This is a genomic window from Pantoea sp. CFSAN033090 (assembly GCF_001264395.1).
Lineage (GTDB): Bacteria > Pseudomonadota > Gammaproteobacteria > Enterobacterales > Enterobacteriaceae > Pantoea > Pantoea agglomerans.
In genome coordinates this window covers 81,229-97,693 of record NZ_LGYX01000005.1, presented here as the reverse complement: position 1 = coordinate 97,693, position 16,465 = coordinate 81,229, and the positions used below count along the sequence as shown (strand labels likewise).

Annotated in this window: 15 protein-coding genes; 8 read left to right on the top strand and 7 right to left on the bottom strand. The window is 57.2% G+C overall.

The genetic code is table 11. The features are described from left to right. Window positions 1-83 precede the first annotated feature (83 nt). Window positions 84-1,322 (top strand): MFS transporter, encoded by a 1,239-nt coding sequence (locus tag AFL22_RS06190; RefSeq protein WP_052270972.1) that lies wholly within the window; start codon window positions 84-86, stop codon window positions 1,320-1,322. 166 nt (window positions 1,323-1,488) lie between these two features. On the opposite strand, the gene xylB is transcribed toward AFL22_RS06190, so the two are convergent. Together xylB and xylA are read right to left on the bottom strand one after the other, a co-directional pair. Further along, window positions 1,489-2,931 (bottom strand): xylulokinase, encoded by a 1,443-nt coding sequence (gene xylB / locus AFL22_RS06185; RefSeq protein ID WP_052270971.1) that lies wholly within the window; start codon window positions 2,929-2,931, stop codon window positions 1,489-1,491. A 17-nt stretch (window positions 2,932-2,948) separates the two neighbouring features. Further along, the gene (xylA, locus tag AFL22_RS06180) at window positions 2,949-4,271 is read right to left on the bottom strand and encodes a xylose isomerase (protein WP_003849568.1); all 1,323 of its coding nucleotides are present in this window, start codon (window positions 4,269-4,271) and stop codon (window positions 2,949-2,951) included. A gap of 344 nt (window positions 4,272-4,615) precedes the next feature. Here xylA and xylF point away from each other — a divergent pair, with 344 nt between their 5' ends. The 4 genes from xylF (at window position 4,616) to xylR (ending at window position 9,606) form a co-directional block, all read left to right on the top strand. Next, the gene (xylF, locus tag AFL22_RS06170) at window positions 4,616-5,608 is read left to right on the top strand and encodes a D-xylose ABC transporter substrate-binding protein (protein ID WP_052270970.1); all 993 of its coding nucleotides are present in this window, start codon (window positions 4,616-4,618) and stop codon (window positions 5,606-5,608) included. A gap of 28 nt (window positions 5,609-5,636) precedes the next feature. Continuing rightward, window positions 5,637-7,157 (top strand): xylose ABC transporter ATP-binding protein, encoded by a 1,521-nt coding sequence (locus tag AFL22_RS06165; RefSeq protein WP_052270969.1) that lies wholly within the window; start codon window positions 5,637-5,639, stop codon window positions 7,155-7,157. After that, window positions 7,150-8,334: a xylose ABC transporter permease XylH gene (xylH, locus tag AFL22_RS06160; RefSeq protein WP_052270968.1), complete on the top strand. Its 1,185-nt coding sequence runs from the start codon at window positions 7,150-7,152 to the stop codon at window positions 8,332-8,334. The genes AFL22_RS06165 and xylH overlap by 8 nt, the downstream gene beginning before the upstream one ends. A 93-nt stretch (window positions 8,335-8,427) precedes the next feature. Then, on the top strand, window positions 8,428-9,606 hold the full coding sequence (gene xylR / locus AFL22_RS06155; protein ID WP_010258893.1) for a D-xylose utilization transcriptional activator XylR: 1,179 nt from the start codon (window positions 8,428-8,430) through the stop codon (window positions 9,604-9,606). 58 nt (window positions 9,607-9,664) lie between these two features. Here the strand turns inward: xylR and AFL22_RS06150 are convergent, their stop codons facing one another. The 5 genes from AFL22_RS06150 to AFL22_RS06130 form a co-directional block, all read right to left on the bottom strand. Continuing rightward, the gene (locus AFL22_RS06150; RefSeq protein WP_022624794.1) at window positions 9,665-10,798 is read right to left on the bottom strand and encodes an ROK family transcriptional regulator; all 1,134 of its coding nucleotides are present in this window, start codon (window positions 10,796-10,798) and stop codon (window positions 9,665-9,667) included. 210 nt (window positions 10,799-11,008) lie between these two features. Then, window positions 11,009-11,749: a DNA replication protein DnaC gene (gene dnaC, locus AFL22_RS06145; RefSeq protein ID WP_010258898.1), complete on the bottom strand. Its 741-nt coding sequence runs from the start codon at window positions 11,747-11,749 to the stop codon at window positions 11,009-11,011. Then, window positions 11,749-12,285: a primosomal protein DnaT gene (dnaT, locus tag AFL22_RS06140; RefSeq protein WP_010258900.1), complete on the bottom strand. Its 537-nt coding sequence runs from the start codon at window positions 12,283-12,285 to the stop codon at window positions 11,749-11,751. The genes dnaC and dnaT overlap by 1 nt, the downstream gene beginning before the upstream one ends. A gap of 111 nt (window positions 12,286-12,396) precedes the next feature. After that, window positions 12,397-13,077, bottom strand: a complete 681-nt coding sequence (locus tag AFL22_RS06135; RefSeq protein ID WP_010671597.1) for a hypothetical protein — start codon at window positions 13,075-13,077, stop codon at window positions 12,397-12,399. Window positions 13,078-13,152: 75 nt separating this feature from the next. Next, the gene (locus tag AFL22_RS06130) at window positions 13,153-13,839 is read right to left on the bottom strand and encodes an autotransporter (RefSeq protein WP_052270967.1); all 687 of its coding nucleotides are present in this window, start codon (window positions 13,837-13,839) and stop codon (window positions 13,153-13,155) included. Window positions 13,840-13,992: 153 nt separating this feature from the next. On the opposite strand from AFL22_RS06130, the gene AFL22_RS06125 reads away from it, so the two are divergent. The 3 genes from AFL22_RS06125 (at window position 13,993) to AFL22_RS06115 (ending at window position 16,448) form a co-directional block, all read left to right on the top strand. Further along, complete coding sequence (locus tag AFL22_RS06125; protein ID WP_033785863.1) at window positions 13,993-14,559, top strand: DNA-3-methyladenine glycosylase I; 567 nt, start codon at window positions 13,993-13,995, stop codon at window positions 14,557-14,559. A 110-nt stretch (window positions 14,560-14,669) separates the two neighbouring features. Next, on the top strand, window positions 14,670-15,332 hold the full coding sequence (locus AFL22_RS06120) for an OmpA family lipoprotein (protein ID WP_010258904.1): 663 nt from the start codon (window positions 14,670-14,672) through the stop codon (window positions 15,330-15,332). A gap of 135 nt (window positions 15,333-15,467) precedes the next feature. Beyond that, window positions 15,468-16,448: a LacI family DNA-binding transcriptional regulator gene (locus tag AFL22_RS06115; RefSeq protein WP_033759341.1), complete on the top strand. Its 981-nt coding sequence runs from the start codon at window positions 15,468-15,470 to the stop codon at window positions 16,446-16,448. Window positions 16,449-16,465 lie beyond the last annotated feature (17 nt).

Sequence of the window (16,465 nt, the reverse complement as noted above, 5' to 3'; positions counted from 1 at the left end):
GGCGCAGGGATAAGCCTTTTCAATTGGTCACATCCTGAACTCTCTCTATAATTGCGGCACTTTTCTTTATGAGGTGCGCAACGATGTCCCCTTCTCCCCAATCTAAGCCGGGCGTAACGCCGGGCAAAGCGATGCTGGCTGCGGTCAGCGGTTATGCCATGGATGGATTTGACCTGCTGATACTCGGCTTTATGCTGCCGGCTATCAGTGTTTCGCTGGCGCTCAATCCATCACAGGCGGGATCGCTGGTGACCTGGACGCTGATTGGCGCGGTTATCGGTGGCATCGTATTTGGTCATCTCAGCGACCGCTATGGTCGCATCCGCATGCTCACCGTCACGATTCTGGTCTTCTCGGTCTTTACCGGCCTGTGCGCGGTGGCGCAGGGCTACTGGGATCTGCTTGCCTGGCGAACGCTGGCGGGTGTTGGTCTGGGTGGCGAATTTGGTATCGGCATGGCGCTGATTGCCGAAGCCTGGCCTGTGGAGAAGCGTAATCGCGCATCAGCGTGGGTCGGCATCGGCTGGCAACTCGGGGTGCTGATGGCGGCCTTTATCACACCGCCGCTGCTGACTATCATCGGCTGGCGCGGCATGTTTCTGGTCGGCTTGTTGCCTGCGCTGGTCTCGTTTGCCATTCGTCGCGGCATGGGTGAACCGGAGGCGTATCAACGGCAGGTTAAACATGTGCCGTCACTCTCTTTTCCGGCGCGCCTGAAACTGCTGGTGCGCGATCGCGCCACCGCCAAAGCCAGCCTGGGCATTTTTATCCTCTGTTCAGTACAGAACTTTGGTTACTACGGGCTGATGATCTGGATGCCGAGTTACCTCTCCTCCAGCTTTGGCTTCAGCCTGACGAAGTCGGGCCTCTGGACCGCGGTGACCGTGGTCGGGATGACCTTTGGCATCTGGCTGTTTGGCGTACTGGCCGACCGCTTCGCACGCTGGAAAATCTTCCTGCTCTATCAGTTTGGCGCAGTAGTGATGGTGGTGGTTTATGCTCAGCTGCGCGACCCGAACATCATGTTATTTACCGGCGCGATCATGGGGATGTTTGTTAACGGCATGATTGGCGGTTATGGCGCGCTGATTTCCGATACTTTCCCGCCGCAGGTGCGTGCCACCGCGCAAAACGTCCTGTTCAACCTTGGTCGCGGTGTGGGCGGCTTCGGCCCGGTGGTGATTGGTCTGCTGGCGAGCCAGTTCTCGTTTACGGCGGCGATTACCCTGCTGGCGCTGATTTATCTGCTGGATATTGCGGCGACGCTGTTCCTGCTGCCGAAGAAACAGGGTCAGGAAGATACGCTGGGCGCGATTGGCTGATGCTACCGTGATGGTATGGCTGGGTAAGTGTCATCCCGGCCATTCCGGGTCAGTAATATGGCTCACGATCACCTGTTCTGCCTTCATTACCCCCCTGGCATTACATGGCAGGGGGATCCGTTAACAGGCGATTTAAATCCATAACAGGCAGAGCGTTCTCGCAGGTTTACTTCATCAGCGGCAGGAGCTGTTGATACAGCGTCTCAAAGGTCTCCCGACGCGGCTGGTAGTGCGCTACCCGGGCCGGATCCGGCTGGTGTCGCTGCACCAGAACCGGGGTCGGCACGGTGATCTCTGCATCCAGCGCCTGCTGCGCCAGCCTGGCGGCTCCCAGCGCCGGGCCAACCTCCCCGCCATGGCAGTAATCCAGCGTCTGGCCGCTGATGTCTGCCAGCATCTGACGCCACAGTGCACTGCGTGCGCCGCCGCCGATCAACATAATGCTCTTTGGCTGAACGCCACAGTCGTGCAGCGCGTCCATGCCCTCCGCCAGCGCAAACCCTACGCCTTCCAGCACCGCTCTCGCCAGCTCGGGACGGCTATGCTGATGGGTAAAGCCAAAGAAAGCACCCCGGGCATTCGGGTTATTGTGCGGCGTGCGCTCACCGGAAAGATAGGGCAGAAACCACAGGCCGGGCAGGTCATCGCGTGCGCGTTCAGCTTCAGCCAGCAGCTCAGGAACATCTCTGCAACCGGTCAGCGTCGCTGCCCAGTCCAGACAGGAGGCTGCGCTGAGCATCACCGACATCAGATGCCAGCGCTGGGGTAACGCATGACAGAAGCTGTGTACCGCACGCTGCGGATTGCTGAGATAGCCGTCGCTCACCACGAAGTAGACGCCCGACGTACCCAGCGACAGCATGCCCTGGCCCGGTTCGGTCATGCCGACACCAATCGCACCCGCAGCATTGTCGCCACCGCCCGCCGCCAGCGGCACGGCGTTCATCTTCCAGCGTGTGGCCAGTTCGGCATGTAAGGTGCCGGTCAGGGCATTGCCCTCATAGAGTTGCGGCATCTGATCGCGGCTGAGGTCGCAGGCGCGCAGCATCACATCGCTCCAGTCACGCCGTGCCACATCCAGCCACATTGTGCCTGCTGCATCTGACATATCAGTGGCGAAGTCGCCACTCAATCGCCAGCGCAGGTAATCTTTGGGCAACAGCACGTGAGCGATCTGATTGAATATTGCCGGTTCATGTTGCTGAACCCACAGCAGCTTAGGAGCCGTGAAGCCGGGCATCATCAGGTTGCCGGTGATCGCCCGCGAATCCGGCACCTTCTGTTCCAGCTCACGGCACTGCGCCTCGCTGCGCCCATCATTCCAGAGCATGGCCGGTCGTAATACCTGGTTTGCACTGTTGAGCAGCGTTGCACCATGCATCTGTCCGCTCAGCCCGATGGCCTGCACCGCGCGCAGATCCTGCTGCGCGCTCAGCGCCTGCATGGCCAAATCCAGCGCCTGCCACCAGCTTTCGGGATCCTGCTCGCTCCACAATGGCTGCGGACGCGAAACCTGCAGCGGCGCTGTTTCCGTCGCCACCACGTTGCCTTGTGCATCCATCAGCACCACTTTGACGCCAGAGGTGCCTAAATCGATCCCGATAAACATGCTCTGCTCCTGAAGGGTTAGAAATCAAACAGGTAGTGATTCACCAGATTTTCCAGCTGCTCCTGACGTCCGCTCTGATGCTGCGGATTGAGCTGCTGCTGCTGAGCATGCGCCGCCAGCGCCTCCAGTGAAAACTCACCTTTCAAAATTTGCTGGCCGAACTCACCATTCCAGCCGCTGTAGCGCTGTGCCACACGCTTATCGAGTTCACCATCGCTGATCATGCGAGCGGCGACTTTCAGCGCCAGCGCCATGGTATCCATCGCGCCAATATGACCGTAGAAGAGATCGTATTTATCAGTGCTCTGACGACGCACTTTGGCATCAAAGTTTAAGCCGCCAGTGGTAAAGCCGCCCGCCTTGAGAATTTCGTACATCACCAGCGCATTCTCTTCCACGCTGACCGGGAACTGATCGGTATCCCAGCCGCACTGCGGATCGCCGCGGTTGGCATCCACGGAACCGAAAATACCCAGTGCAATGGCCGTCGCAATTTCATGATGGAAAGAGTGACCCGCCAGCGTGGCGTGGTTCGCCTCAACGTTAACCTTGATCTCTTTCTCCAGTCCGAACTGTTTCAGGAAGCCATAAACCGTCGCGACATCATAGTCATACTGATGTTTGGTCGGCTCCTGCGGTTTCGGTTCGATCAGCAGCGTTCCCTGGAAGCCAATTTTGTGTTTGTGCTCGACCACCATCTGCATAAAGCGGCCAATCTGCTCGCGCTCCTGGCGCAGATCGGTATTCAGCAGAGTTTCGTACCCTTCGCGTCCGCCCCACAACACATAGTTTTCGCCGCCCAGGGTTTTGGTCGCCTGCATGGCGCTGCAGACCTGCGTCGCTGCCCAGGCAAAGACTTCAGGATCGGGATTGGTGGCAGCCCCGGCTCCGTAGCGCGGATGGGTAAAGCAGTTGGCCGTGCCCCACAGCAGTTTCACGCCGGTCTCCTGCTGTTTCTCCAGCAGTTTATCGGTCATGGCGGCAAAATTCTCTTTGTAGCTGTGCAGCGAATCGCCTTCTGGAGAGACATCAACATCATGGAAGCAGTACCACGGCACATTCAGCTTGTGGAAAAATTCAAAGGCCACATCCGCTTTCAGTTTTGCCTGCTGCAGTGCATCTCCGCTTTTCTGCCACGGACGATCAAAAGCGCCGACACCAAACATATCCGCGCCATTCCAGCAGAAGGTGTGCCAGTAACAGGCGGCAAAGCGCAGATGCTCCGCCATGGTCTTGCCGAGGATCACCTCATCGGGATTGTAGTGGCGGAAAGCGAGAGGATGAGTCGACTGGGTGCCTTCATAACGAACCCGATCGATCTGATCGAAATAAGCGTGCATGGTTTGCTCCTTAGCATCAGTACCCGAATGGCCTGCGTTGAAGCAATATTTGATATTGGCTGCTGTCTCAGCTCAATTACGATATTTCACTACGGGTGTCAGATAATTATTATTTGTGCGCTGGCTCGCAAAATAATGTTATTTACGGGGTGGTTTATCATTATCGCTCTCTTGTCCGAAAAAGATGAAACCTCGATCGCGCTCATAAAAAATGAAATAAACCAAAAAACGTAATAGCCGGATAAAAATCAGTAATTGCTGTAACAGGAAAATAAGGGCAACAATTCATCCGCCTGGTTTATAGGCCTGAAACGACAATAGCCTCAACCTACAGGATGATCACAATGAAGATGAAACATGCACTGCTCGCCGCCTGTGCGGCGCTGGCGCTGTTCAGCCAGACCAGCGTGGCAAAAGAAGTGAAGATCGGCATGGCGATTGACGATTTGCGACTCGAACGCTGGCAGAAAGACCGCGATATTTTCGTAAAACAGGCTGAGACGCTGGGTGCGAAGGTGTTTGTTCAGTCAGCCAACGGCAACGAAGAGACACAGATGTCGCAGATTGAAAATATGATCAATCGCGGTGTCGATGTGCTGGTGATTATTCCTTACAACGGTCAGGTATTGAGTAATGTTGTCGCTGAAGCGAAACAGGAAGGCATTAAAGTGCTGGCGTATGACCGAATGATAAATAATGCCGATATCGACTTTTATATCTCTTTCGATAATGAAAAAGTGGGCGAGCTGCAGGCCGAAAGCATTGTGAAACAGGTGCCTAAGGGCAACTATTTTTTAATGGGCGGATCGCCTGTGGATAATAACGCACGCCTGTTCCGTGCCGGACAGATGAAAGTGTTAAAACCCTATATCGATAACGGCAGCATTAAAATTGTTGGCGACCAGTGGGTCGATGCCTGGCTGCCGGAAAATGCCCTGAAAATTATGGAAAATGCCCTGACCGCCAACGGCAACCATATCGATGCGGTGGTGGCCTCTAACGATGCCACCGCAGGCGGCGCGATTCAGGCGCTGAGCGCGCAGGGGCTGGCAGGAAAAGTGGCGATCTCCGGTCAGGATGCCGATCTGGCAGCCATTAAGCGTATCAAAGCGGGCACCCAGACCATGACGGTTTACAAACCGATCACTGAGCTCGCCACCGAAGCGGCGAAAATTGCCGTCGAGCTGGGCGAGGGCAAAACACCCGCCAGCAACAGCACGCTGAACAATGGTCTGAAAGAGGTTCCGTCACGGCTGCTGAAGCCGATTCCGGTCAACAAAGACAATATTGAAAGCACCGTGGTGAAAGACGGTTTCCACAAACAGAGCGAACTCTGACTGCGCATAGCGTGAGGGAGAACAGTCGATGCTGCTGGAAATGAAAAATATCACCAAACGTTTCGGTGCCGTGAAGGCGCTGAATGATGTCAGCCTGCAACTTGAGGCGGGCGAAGTGATGTCGCTGTGTGGTGAGAATGGATCAGGCAAATCGACGCTGATGAAAATCCTGTGCGGACTCTATCCGCACGGTGATTTTGAAGGGCAGATTCACTTCTCTGGCGACGACATTCAGGCGCAGACCATTCGCGATACCGAGCGTAAAGGCATTGTGATTATTCATCAGGAGCTGGCGCTGGTGCGGCAACTGACGGTGATGGAGAACATTTTCCTCGGTGCCGAACTGAGCCGTTTCGGCATGGTGGATGATGAAACCATGACCCTGCGCTGCCAGCAACTGCTGGCGCGGGTCGGGCTGAACGTTTCTCCCGCCACCCGGGTCGGTGAGTTAGGCCTTGGGCAGCAGCAACTGGTGGAGATTGCCCGCGCCCTTAACAAACAGGTCAGGCTGCTGATTCTGGATGAGCCGACCTCTTCCCTGACGGAGCAGGAAACGGACGTGCTGCTCGGCATCATCCGCAATCTGCGTGAACACGGCATTGCCTGCATCTACATCTCGCACAAGCTGAATGAGGTTAAGGCGATCTCCGATACCATCTGCGTGATTCGTGACGGCCAGCATATTGCTACCCGTCCGGCAGCGGGCCTGAGCGAAGATGACATCATCACCATGATGGTAGGACGCGAGCTGACCGCGCTCTATCCCCACGCGCCGCATCAGATTGGCGACGTGATACTGAAAGTTGAAAACCTCACCGCCTGGCATCCGGTTAACCGCCACATCCGCCGCGTTAACAATGTCTCATTTACGCTCAGACGCGGTGAAATCCTCGGCATTGCCGGGCTGGTAGGCGCAGGCAGGACGGAAACGGTGCAGTGTCTGTTTGGCGTCTGGCCAGGACGCTGGCAGGGCGATATCTGGATTAATGGCAAACAGGTCAACATCACCGATTGCCGCGCCGCCATTGCGCACGGCATCGCTATGGTGCCGGAAGATCGTAAAAAAGATGGCATCGTGCCGCTGATGGCGGTGGGCAAAAATATTACCCTGGCGGCGCTGGACCAGTTCAGCCACCGGCTCTCAACGCTGGATGAAGCACAGGAGCAGCAGGCGATCAACGACGCGATCGGTCGGCTGCGGGTGAAAACCTCCTCATCAGAACTGCCGATTGGCCGTTTAAGCGGCGGCAACCAGCAGAAAGCAATTCTGGCGAAATGTCTGCTGCTCAATCCAAAAATCCTGATCCTCGATGAACCGACGCGCGGCATTGATGTGGGCGCACGTCAGGAGATCTACCTGCTGATCAATGCGCTGGTTCAGCAGGGTATCGCGGTGATTGTGATTTCCTCTGAGCTTCCGGAAGTGCTGGGCCTGAGCGATCGGGTGCTGGTGATGCATGAAGGGCAGATCAAAGCCGATTTGATTAACGATAACCTGACTCAGGAGCAGGTGATGGAAGCTGCCCTGCGGAGTGAACATTATGCTTAAAAGTGAAAGTACCCAAAGCCGCCTCTCCGGCACGCCGGGCAAACCGTCACCGGGCAGGTTCACACTGCCTAATCTGCAGGTTCTGGTGATGCTGGGCGCAATTGTGTTGATTGCATTGTTCTTTACCTGGACCACAGACGGCGCGTGGCTCAGTGCGCGTAACGTCTCCAACCTGCTGCGTCAGACCGCCATCACCGGCATTCTGGCCGTGGGTATGGTGTTCGTGATTATCTCGGCGGAGATCGACCTGTCAGTCGGTTCCATGATGGGCCTGCTGGGTGGCGCGGCGGCGATATTCGACGTCTGGCTCGGCTGGCCGCTGCCGCTGACCATTGTGGTGACGCTGGTGATGGGATTACTGCTTGGCACGTGGAATGGCTGGTGGGTGGCCTACCGTAAAGTGCCTTCGTTTATCGTGACGCTGGCGGGAATGCTGGCTTTCCGCGGTGTTCTGGTCGGTATTACCGATGGCACTACGGTTGCGCCGATCACGCCGGGCATGTCGCAGATTGGTCAGAGTTATCTGCCGGGCGGCGTCGGTTTCGGCTTTGGCTTTGCCGGTCTGGCGTTGTTTATGTTGTGGCAGTGGCGGCTGCGGCTGCGTCGTCAGCAGCTCGGACTGGCGCAGGGCGCAGCCAGCGGCACCGTCGGACGTCAGGCGATCACCGCCATCTTAGTGCTGGGTGCCATCTGGTTGCTCAACGACTATCGCGGCGTGCCGACCCCGGTGTTACTGCTGGCCGTGCTGTTGCTGGCGGGCATGTTTATGGCAACTCGCACCGCGTTTGGCCGTCGTATCTACGCCATCGGCGGCAACATTGATGCTGCGCGCCTGTCTGGCATTAACGTGGCGCGCACCAAGCTGGCGGTGTTTGCCATCAACGGTGTGATGGTGGCGATTGCCGGGCTGATCCTCAGTTCACGACTGGGCGCAGGTTCGCCGTCGGCGGGTAATATTGCGGAACTCGACGCTATCGCCGCCTGTGTCATCGGCGGCACCAGCCTGGCGGGTGGTGTGGGTTCGGTTGCGGGCGCGGTAATGGGAGCCTTTATTATGGCCTCGCTGGATAACGGCATGAGCATGATGGATGTGCCGACTTTCTGGCAGTACATCGTCAAAGGCGCGATTCTGCTGCTGGCGGTGTGGATGGATACGGCAACGCGGCGTCGGGTGTAATCGCGCGGGCGATCACATTGTGGCGCAAACAATTTTTTTGCCCCTTTCAGCCGTGTTATGCAATGCGCTGAGGATTTAAGGGAACGCGCCATCATGCATGAGAAACGCTATCGCATTACCCTGCTGTTTAACGCCAACAAAGTGTATGACCGTCAGGTTGTGGAGGGCGTCGGTGAGTATCTGCAGGCGTCGCAGACTGACTGGGATATCTTCATCGAAGAAGATTTCCGCTGCCGCATCGACAACATCCGGGAGTGGCTGGGCGATGGGGTGATCGCCGATTACGACGATCGCTCTATCGAAACCCTGCTGTCGAATGTTTCCGTGCCGATTGTCGGCGTTGGCGGCTCTTATCATCGGCAGGAGGATTATCCGCCGGTGCACTACATCGCGACTGACAACGCCGCGCTGGTGGAGAAAGCCTTTCTGCATCTGAAAGAGAAGGGCATTAATCGCTTTGCCTTTTATGGTTTACCGGCCTCCAGCGGCAAGCGCTGGGCACAGGAGCGTGAACAGGCGTTTCGCCAGCTGGTGGGACGTGAGCGCTATCAGGGCGTGGTCTATCAGGGCATGGAAACCGCGCCGGAAAACTGGCAGCACGCCCAGAACCGTCTCGCCGACTGGCTGCAGACGCTGCCGCCGCAAACCGGCATTATCGCCGTCACGGATTCACGGGCGCGACACCTGCTGCAGGCGTGCGAGCATCTGAAAATACCGGTGCCGGAGAAGCTTACGGTGATCGGGATTGATAATGAGGAGCTGACCCGCTATCTGTCACGCGTGGCGCTCTCGTCCGTGGCGCAGGGCTCACGGCAGATGGGCTATCAGGCGGCCAAACTGCTGCATCGGCTGCTGGATAAGCAACCCTTACCGCTTCAGCGCATCCTGGTTCCGCCGGTGAAAGTCATCGCCCGGCGCTCTACCGACTTCCGCTCGCTGCGCGATCCGGCGGTGATTCAGGCGATGCACTACATCCGCTTCAACGCCTGTAAGGGGATCAAAGTGGAGCAGGTGCTGGATGCAGTCGGGCTGTCGCGCTCTAATCTGGAAAAACGCTTTCGGGATGAGACCGGCGACACCCTCCATGCGATGATCCACCGTGAAAAACTGGAAAAAGCGCGCGAACTGCTGGCCTCTTCATCGCTCAACATCAACGAGATCTCGCAGATGTGCGGCTATCCTTCGCTGCAATACTTCTATTCGGTCTTCCGCAAAAGCTACGACACCACGCCAAAAGAGTATCGCCAGCATTTTGGGGAGAATGTGTTGTAGCAGGAAGCGTTCAGTCTGAGGTGGATGGATACCGGATGAATGAGGGCGGCTTGAGCCACTAGATCATCCGCTGCTCACTCTGCTCCAGCACCGCCAGCGCCAGCCCGTTGGCCGGATCGATCCGCTGCTCAGGAAAGTGCAGCAGGGTATGTGCGGCGGTAAAGGCCAGCGCGTTGCCGTGTGCGGTAGTGCGCACCGCCTTGCAGAAGACTTCACTGGCGTTCCACGGACAATCAATGATGATGGTGGCGGGATTGAGCAGCAGCATAATCTGACTCAGCGCCGCACCCAGATAGCCACCCGCCTGCGCCATCACCTCATCCACCACCCGTGGCGCGCTGTCGCGGTTCTGCCAGCTCAGGCCAGGCTGACGCTGCGCCAGCTGCTGTTTAACCGCAGGCTGGCTGACCAGCGCTTCCAGGCAACCGCGGCGGCCACAGCTGCAACGCGGGCCGTCGGGCTGGACAACCAGATGTCCCGCCTCGCCCGCCGTCCAGCTGTGCCCGGTAAATACTTCGCCATGCTGTACCAGTGCGCCGCCAATTCCCTCGGAAATACGCAGATAAAAGTGACCGCTCTCCACAGATAATCCACGTAGCTGTACCGCCAGCAGCGCAGCGGCTTTGACATTATTCATAATGCGGATGGGGAGACTGACGTGCTTACTCAGCGCGCCCAGCAGGTCAACATCCTGCCATTCGAGGGGCAATGAAATATGCATCCAGCCGCGCCGGGGATCGACGATACCGGGAAAACCCAGGCCAATGCCGAGCAAATCAGGATAGCTTTTCATCAGTTCCCGGCACAGCATCGCCAGCTCAGCCAGCAGTCGGGTCGGGTTACTGGTATCGGTGCGCAGCGTCTTTTCAGCCAGCACCTGTGAAAAATAGTCGCAGACCCGCCAGTGGATAACGTTGCGTTCCACCATGATGCCTGCGCTCTTGAGCTTTTCCGGTCGCAGGGTAATCCCGATTTTAGGCCGTCCGGCGGAAGCGACGCTGACCGGCCCCAGCTCCTCTATCAGGCCCTGCTCCAGCAGGTCATCAATGATTAAGGAGACGGTGTTTTTGCTGAGTGTCAGCGCCTCCGCCAGATCCTGACGCGACGTCACGCGCAGCTTACGCAGCTGAGTCATCACCCGTTTCTGGTTATTCAGTCGCAGTAGTGCAGGGCCTTTGCCGTTCGTTTTCATTACGGGTTCACTCAACAGAGGAGTAAGAATTGAGTGTATCAGCCCATACGTATTCCACATCCCACACTTTTGCGGGCGGTTTCACACAACCCGATCGCCTGTGGCTAAGATCGTGACCGCGATCAGATCGTGGGATTAACGCCGGGTTTTTCTGCTGCACCAACGGCCGAACGTCGGAATGATCCTGACTCAGCGCTGCCGGGTCACTGTTTAATATTCGTCGCCGCGTACCCGACTGCGATAGCTTTCCCAGTCGAAGCGCACCCACAGGCTGTTGCCGAGGCGCATACGGTCCATGACACGTTCGCCCAGCAGCGTATTCATGCCCGCATGGTCGAGGTTGGATAACATGCCGGTCGGGCGTTTCGAGGAGGATCGGCGATCGACAATCTGGTTAATAATCACTTTTTCGTAGCGCGATTCGCTCTGCATACCGATCTCATCAATCACCAGCAAATCAACACTGCTGAGATCCTGAATCAGCCGCTCTTCGGTAATGCCGCTGCTGCCGCTGAAGGTGCCCTTCATGCTCGACATCAAATCAGCAACCGTCACGATCAGCACGCTTTTACCGCGCAGGATCAGGTCGTTGCCAATCGCGGCGGCCAGATGGTTTTTACCGGTGCCGGGACGGCCTGAAAAGACAAAACTGGCGATGCTGCCATCAAATTCAGCGGCATACTGACGCGCCAGTTCCAGCGCCTTGCGCTGTCCCTCATTCTCTACCCGGTAATTATCAAATGAGCAGTTCATATGCAGCTCGCGAATGCCGGAACGGCCCATTACGCGCTGCATTTTCATTGCGCGATTCTCACGCACAATCGCCTCTGATCGCAGGCGACCCTGCTCCTGATTCCACGCCAGTAGCTCTTCGCCATTAGCAAATTTAGGACGGGTGCCTGCGGGCATCATTTTTTTCAGACGGTTAAAGAGATCGTTTGGCGTTTTCATCATTCACCTCGGAAACCATCGGGAATGGTACGGTCAGGATCGGGCAACTGCGTGATATCACGCTTCGGTTGCCCGCCGTTTGCGGCACGGTTCATCTGAATGCTGCGTGCCAGTTTCTGTTGCCACTGTACATGATGGAACATCCGGCCTTCCGCCTGCCAGTAAGCCACAAAGGCTGCCAGCTCGCTGGGGGTCACTGGTTCGCCCAGCGACACACCCCAGATCGCGGCCTGGCGCGTAAAGTCGGCATCCGGCTGCCAGCCCTGATACATGGCGAACTTACCAGCCGGCGTATGGATCGCGGCGGGAGAATCGTCATACAGGCTGTCATCCAGCGCCACATCATTCGGCTGCCGGGCGGCGGCTTCCAGCGCCAGCAGCTCAGCCAGACGCTTAGGTGTGATGGCGTACATCACCGGCGCATAATTATCTAACACCGCCAGCGTGCCCTTTTCCGCCTGCTGCAGGGCAGTCAGCGGATCCTGTCGGAAGGCATCCAGGCCAATGAGCGTTGAAGTTAAGATTTTAGCTGACATGAAAAGACCTGAGGTTAACGAACACCTTGCGCCGGGAACCCGTCGCCGACGCAGAAGTGTTTATTGTACCTTTTTTAATGATGCGGATCGCTTAAAAAGCAAGAGTGCGGATCAGTGCGAGGTGACCGGAGAAGTGGCGTGACGGGCCGGTGCAGATTCGGTGGCGTGCACGCTGACAGCCGCGGCGGCCGGACGGGTCTGCCATAGATAGCGAACCGAGGCCAGCCAGCACAGGCCGTAACCCAGCAGTTCGGTGCCCTCTTCGGCCATGTTTTTCACCACGCGGTTGTAATCCCCCAGCATCAGGTGCTGCCACAACGCATGAATACCAAACAGTCGTGAAAAGACCAGCACCACTAAAAAGCCGGAGGCCATCACCGGCCAGCTGCGGTGCTGCAGCAGCCTGGCCAGCGCATGCAGGGTTTTTTTCGGCGTCCGCAGCGCGACGGCCAGACAACCGGCCGTCACCGCCAGGGCGAACCAGATCCAGCTGCCATGCTGGATGGCATCAAACACAAAGTCGAGCTCACGGATCAGCATACAGCTATAGAAGCCCGCCACTAAGGTCAGCGCGCCGCGCTGAGCCGGACGGCGCTGGGCCGCAATAAAGAACAGGGCGGCAATCACCGCCAGCATGATTTCCTGGGTGGTTTCAGTAAAAGAAGTTTCGTGCAGCGCATCATTCATCCAGGCCACATCAATATAGATGGGCAATATCATCAGAGCGAGAAAGAGTGCTGCCAGTATGAAGACCGTCATTTCACGGCCAATAATTGTCAAATCGTTGCGCATAGTGTTACCAGTATAATGATTAGCGGACTCATTATATTTTAAACGCCCGATTCCCTTTCTCTTTTCATGCCCCGGTCAGAAGCTGGCGCTGAAGCCAAAGGTATAAAGTTGCTGCTCCTGGTTATTCAGCGCTTCGCTTTGTGAAAACGCGGCGAAAGCCGCCAGATTATCGTTCAGAGGCACTTGTGCACCGATGCTCAGATCAATGCCTTCGGACTGATCGGTGCCGTTCGTCGCCTCACGCCGGGAATTCTGCGGCGTGTCTGCCAGCAGATAGTGATAACTCAGCTGCGCCCAGGGCGATATCCATCCCTGCTGCGAATCGATGCGCCAGCCGACGCTGGCGCTCTGCTCACGACTCTGCTGATCGCTGTAGTCACATTGCAGACAGTTCATCTGCTGCGGATCAACGGCATACTGCGCCACCGGCCCGGTGGTAAATGACGGGGCAATGGGCAGGTCAACCCCAGCCCGATAGCGTTTTCCCAGCGGGGTGGTGCCTACGCTGCCGGTTTCACTGTGGACGGCGATGGGTGACGCAGTGGGAGAGTTGATGGCGGCTTCAAACAGGGCGCGGCTCTCATCGCTGAAGGCGAGTGGCGTCAGGGCGATCTTCTCCGCCAGAATCGTATCGTAGTCGGGCAGAAAGTCGGGATGTTGAGGCGCAGAGATGCCGCCGCGCGCAAAAGTCGGTTGCGTTAAGATTAACAGCCATACAGCACAGCAGATCCGCAGACCTTTCCAACCGCTTCTCGGCAACATCGCTTCTCCAGGCAAGGCTGAAGTTATTATCCGGCGTTTAAATTAAATTTCGGCCCGTCTCTGTTATTTAACCGGTGATCGTTTAACTATCAACCGATTAATTCTAAGATCAAGCGGACCGCTAAAATATTCTTGTTATAAAGGAACAAAGCGATGCAACGATGTGGTTGGGTAACGCAGGATCCCCTCTATCTGGCTTATCACGACAGGGAGTGGGGTGTGGCACAGAGAGACAAGCGTGCGCTGTTTGAGATGCTCTGTCTGGAAGGACAGCAGGCGGGGTTATCCTGGATAACCGTGCTGAAAAAGCGGGAAAACTATCGGGCGGCGTTTCACCAGTTTGATCCGCAGGCCATAGCGTTGATGGATGCGGCAGAGATCGACACGCTGATGCTCAACAGCGGCATTATCCGCCACGCCGGTAAAATCGCGGCGATTATCGCCAACGCTCGTGCTTATCTCCAGATGGAAGCGCAAGGCGAGGATTTCAGCCACTTCGTCTGGCAATTTGTCGATAACGCGCAAATCGTCCACCATTATCCTGACTATAGTCAGGCTCCCACCACCTCAGAGCAGGCCATTGCGCTCTCGAAGGCGCTAAAGCAGCGTGGTTTCAAATTCATCGGCCCCACAATCTGCTACTCCTTTATGCAGGCCTGCGGGCTGATAAACGATCATCAGAGCAACTGTTTTTGCCATCCTGACAACCAAAAGGCGTAATTCCCGCTAAATCAGGATTTTTCCTCACTACATTCCCGGCCACCAGGCGGCATAATCGTGCCACTTATGGGAAAGGTTTTCCCCTGTGTGTCGAATGTAAGGGAACAAAAATGCAGAAGAAATTAATCGCCATCACCTTGTTATTAAGCGGCAGTCTGGCCCTGCCAGGTTGTACCACCAATCCTTACACCGGCGAATCTCAGGCGGGTAAGTCAGGTGTGGGCGCAGGCCTGGGTGCGTTAGTGGGTGCCGGTGTCGGCGTACTCTCCTCGTCGAAGAAAGATCGCCGTAAAGGTGCGCTGATTGGTGCTGCTGGCGGAGCCGCACTGGGCGGTGGCGTGGGCTACTACATGGATGTGCAGGAAGCGAAACTGCGCGACAAGATGCGCGGAACGGGCGTCAGCGTGACCCGTAATGGCGATAACATCGTCCTGAATATGCCAAACAATGTCACCTTCGACTCCAGCAGCAGCAATCTGAAACCTGCCGGCGCGAACACCCTGACAGGTGTTTCAATGGTGCTGAAAGAGTATCCGAAAACTGCGGTAAACGTAGTGGGTTATACCGACAGCACCGGCACCCGCGCGCTGAACATGCGTCTGTCACAGCAGCGTGCTGAAAGCGTCGCCAGCGCGTTGATCGTGCAGGGTGTTGCCAGCGATCGCCTGCGCACCCAAGGTGCAGGCCCGGATAACCCGGTTGCCAGCAACAGCACCGAAGCAGGCAAAGCGCAAAATCGTCGTGTTGAGATCACGCTCAGCCCGCTGGGATAAACGCGGTCGCCCCCGCCCGGGGGCGCCTTTTTTCTGTAAAGCATCGCGTTAAAAGTATCAGTAATGTTTCTGCGAATAGAGCCAGCAGAGGCTTTATGGTAGTCTGATCAAAAATTGATCAATGGACGCCTTCCCATGTCTCTTAAAGCCATCGCTACGGTTTTAGGTCTTTCCGTAACGACCGTCAGCCGCGCCCTCAATGGTTATCAGGATGTCGCTCCGGAGACGCGTAAACGCATCGAAGAGGAAGCGCAGCGGCGTGGCTACCGGCCTAATGCGGCGGCCCGGCGTCTGAAAACCGGCCGTGCTAACGCGGTGGGGTTCGTCTACCCGATCGGCGCCTCTCCCCTGAATGGCAGCGACTTCAGCGACATGCTGCTGGCGCTGGAGCATCACCTTGCCCGTTATGACATTAACCTGCTGTTGCTGGCGGATAAGCAGCAGAGTCAGGCGACGCTGACACGCCTGCTGCGCAGTGGCGCCGTTGATGCCCTGATCGTCGGCCACACCACGCCAGAAGACAGTCGGCTTCATGCTCTGCTCCAGACCAATTTTCGTTTTCTGGCGCTGGGCCGCAGCGATCTGCCATCGACCTATGCGTGGTTTGATGTTGATCACCTTGCCGGTTCACAGCTGGCGGTGGGCTGGTCGCTGGCGCAGGGACGGCAGCGGATAGCCTGGCTTGGCAGCAATGAAAACAGTACGCGGGTGCGTGACCGGCGTCAGGGTTATCTGACGGCGCTGGGGGAAGTTACGCCTTACGCGATGGCGGCGGTGGCACCGTCGCGTCGCGCCGGCTATCAGCAAACCCGGGAGTGGCTGGCAGAGGGGCCAGTACCGGAAGTGATCATCACCGACTGCGCTGCGCTGGCTGAAGGCGCGGCTCTGGCGCTGCAACTGGCGGGGCGTGCAGCGGGCGAGGGTGCCATTCTGCTGGCGGGCTGGGAAGGATTGCCGCGAGATGCGATTCTCGATCATCCCATTGTCGCCATTCGCCAGGCGACGCCGCATCAGGCCGGTGAACAGGTGGCTGAAATGGTCATCCGGCTGATTGATGGCGCACCGCCGGAAACGTTACAGACCCTGTGGCAACCCTGGCTGCAATTACCGGCGTAGCGCTTTTTGCGCCGGGC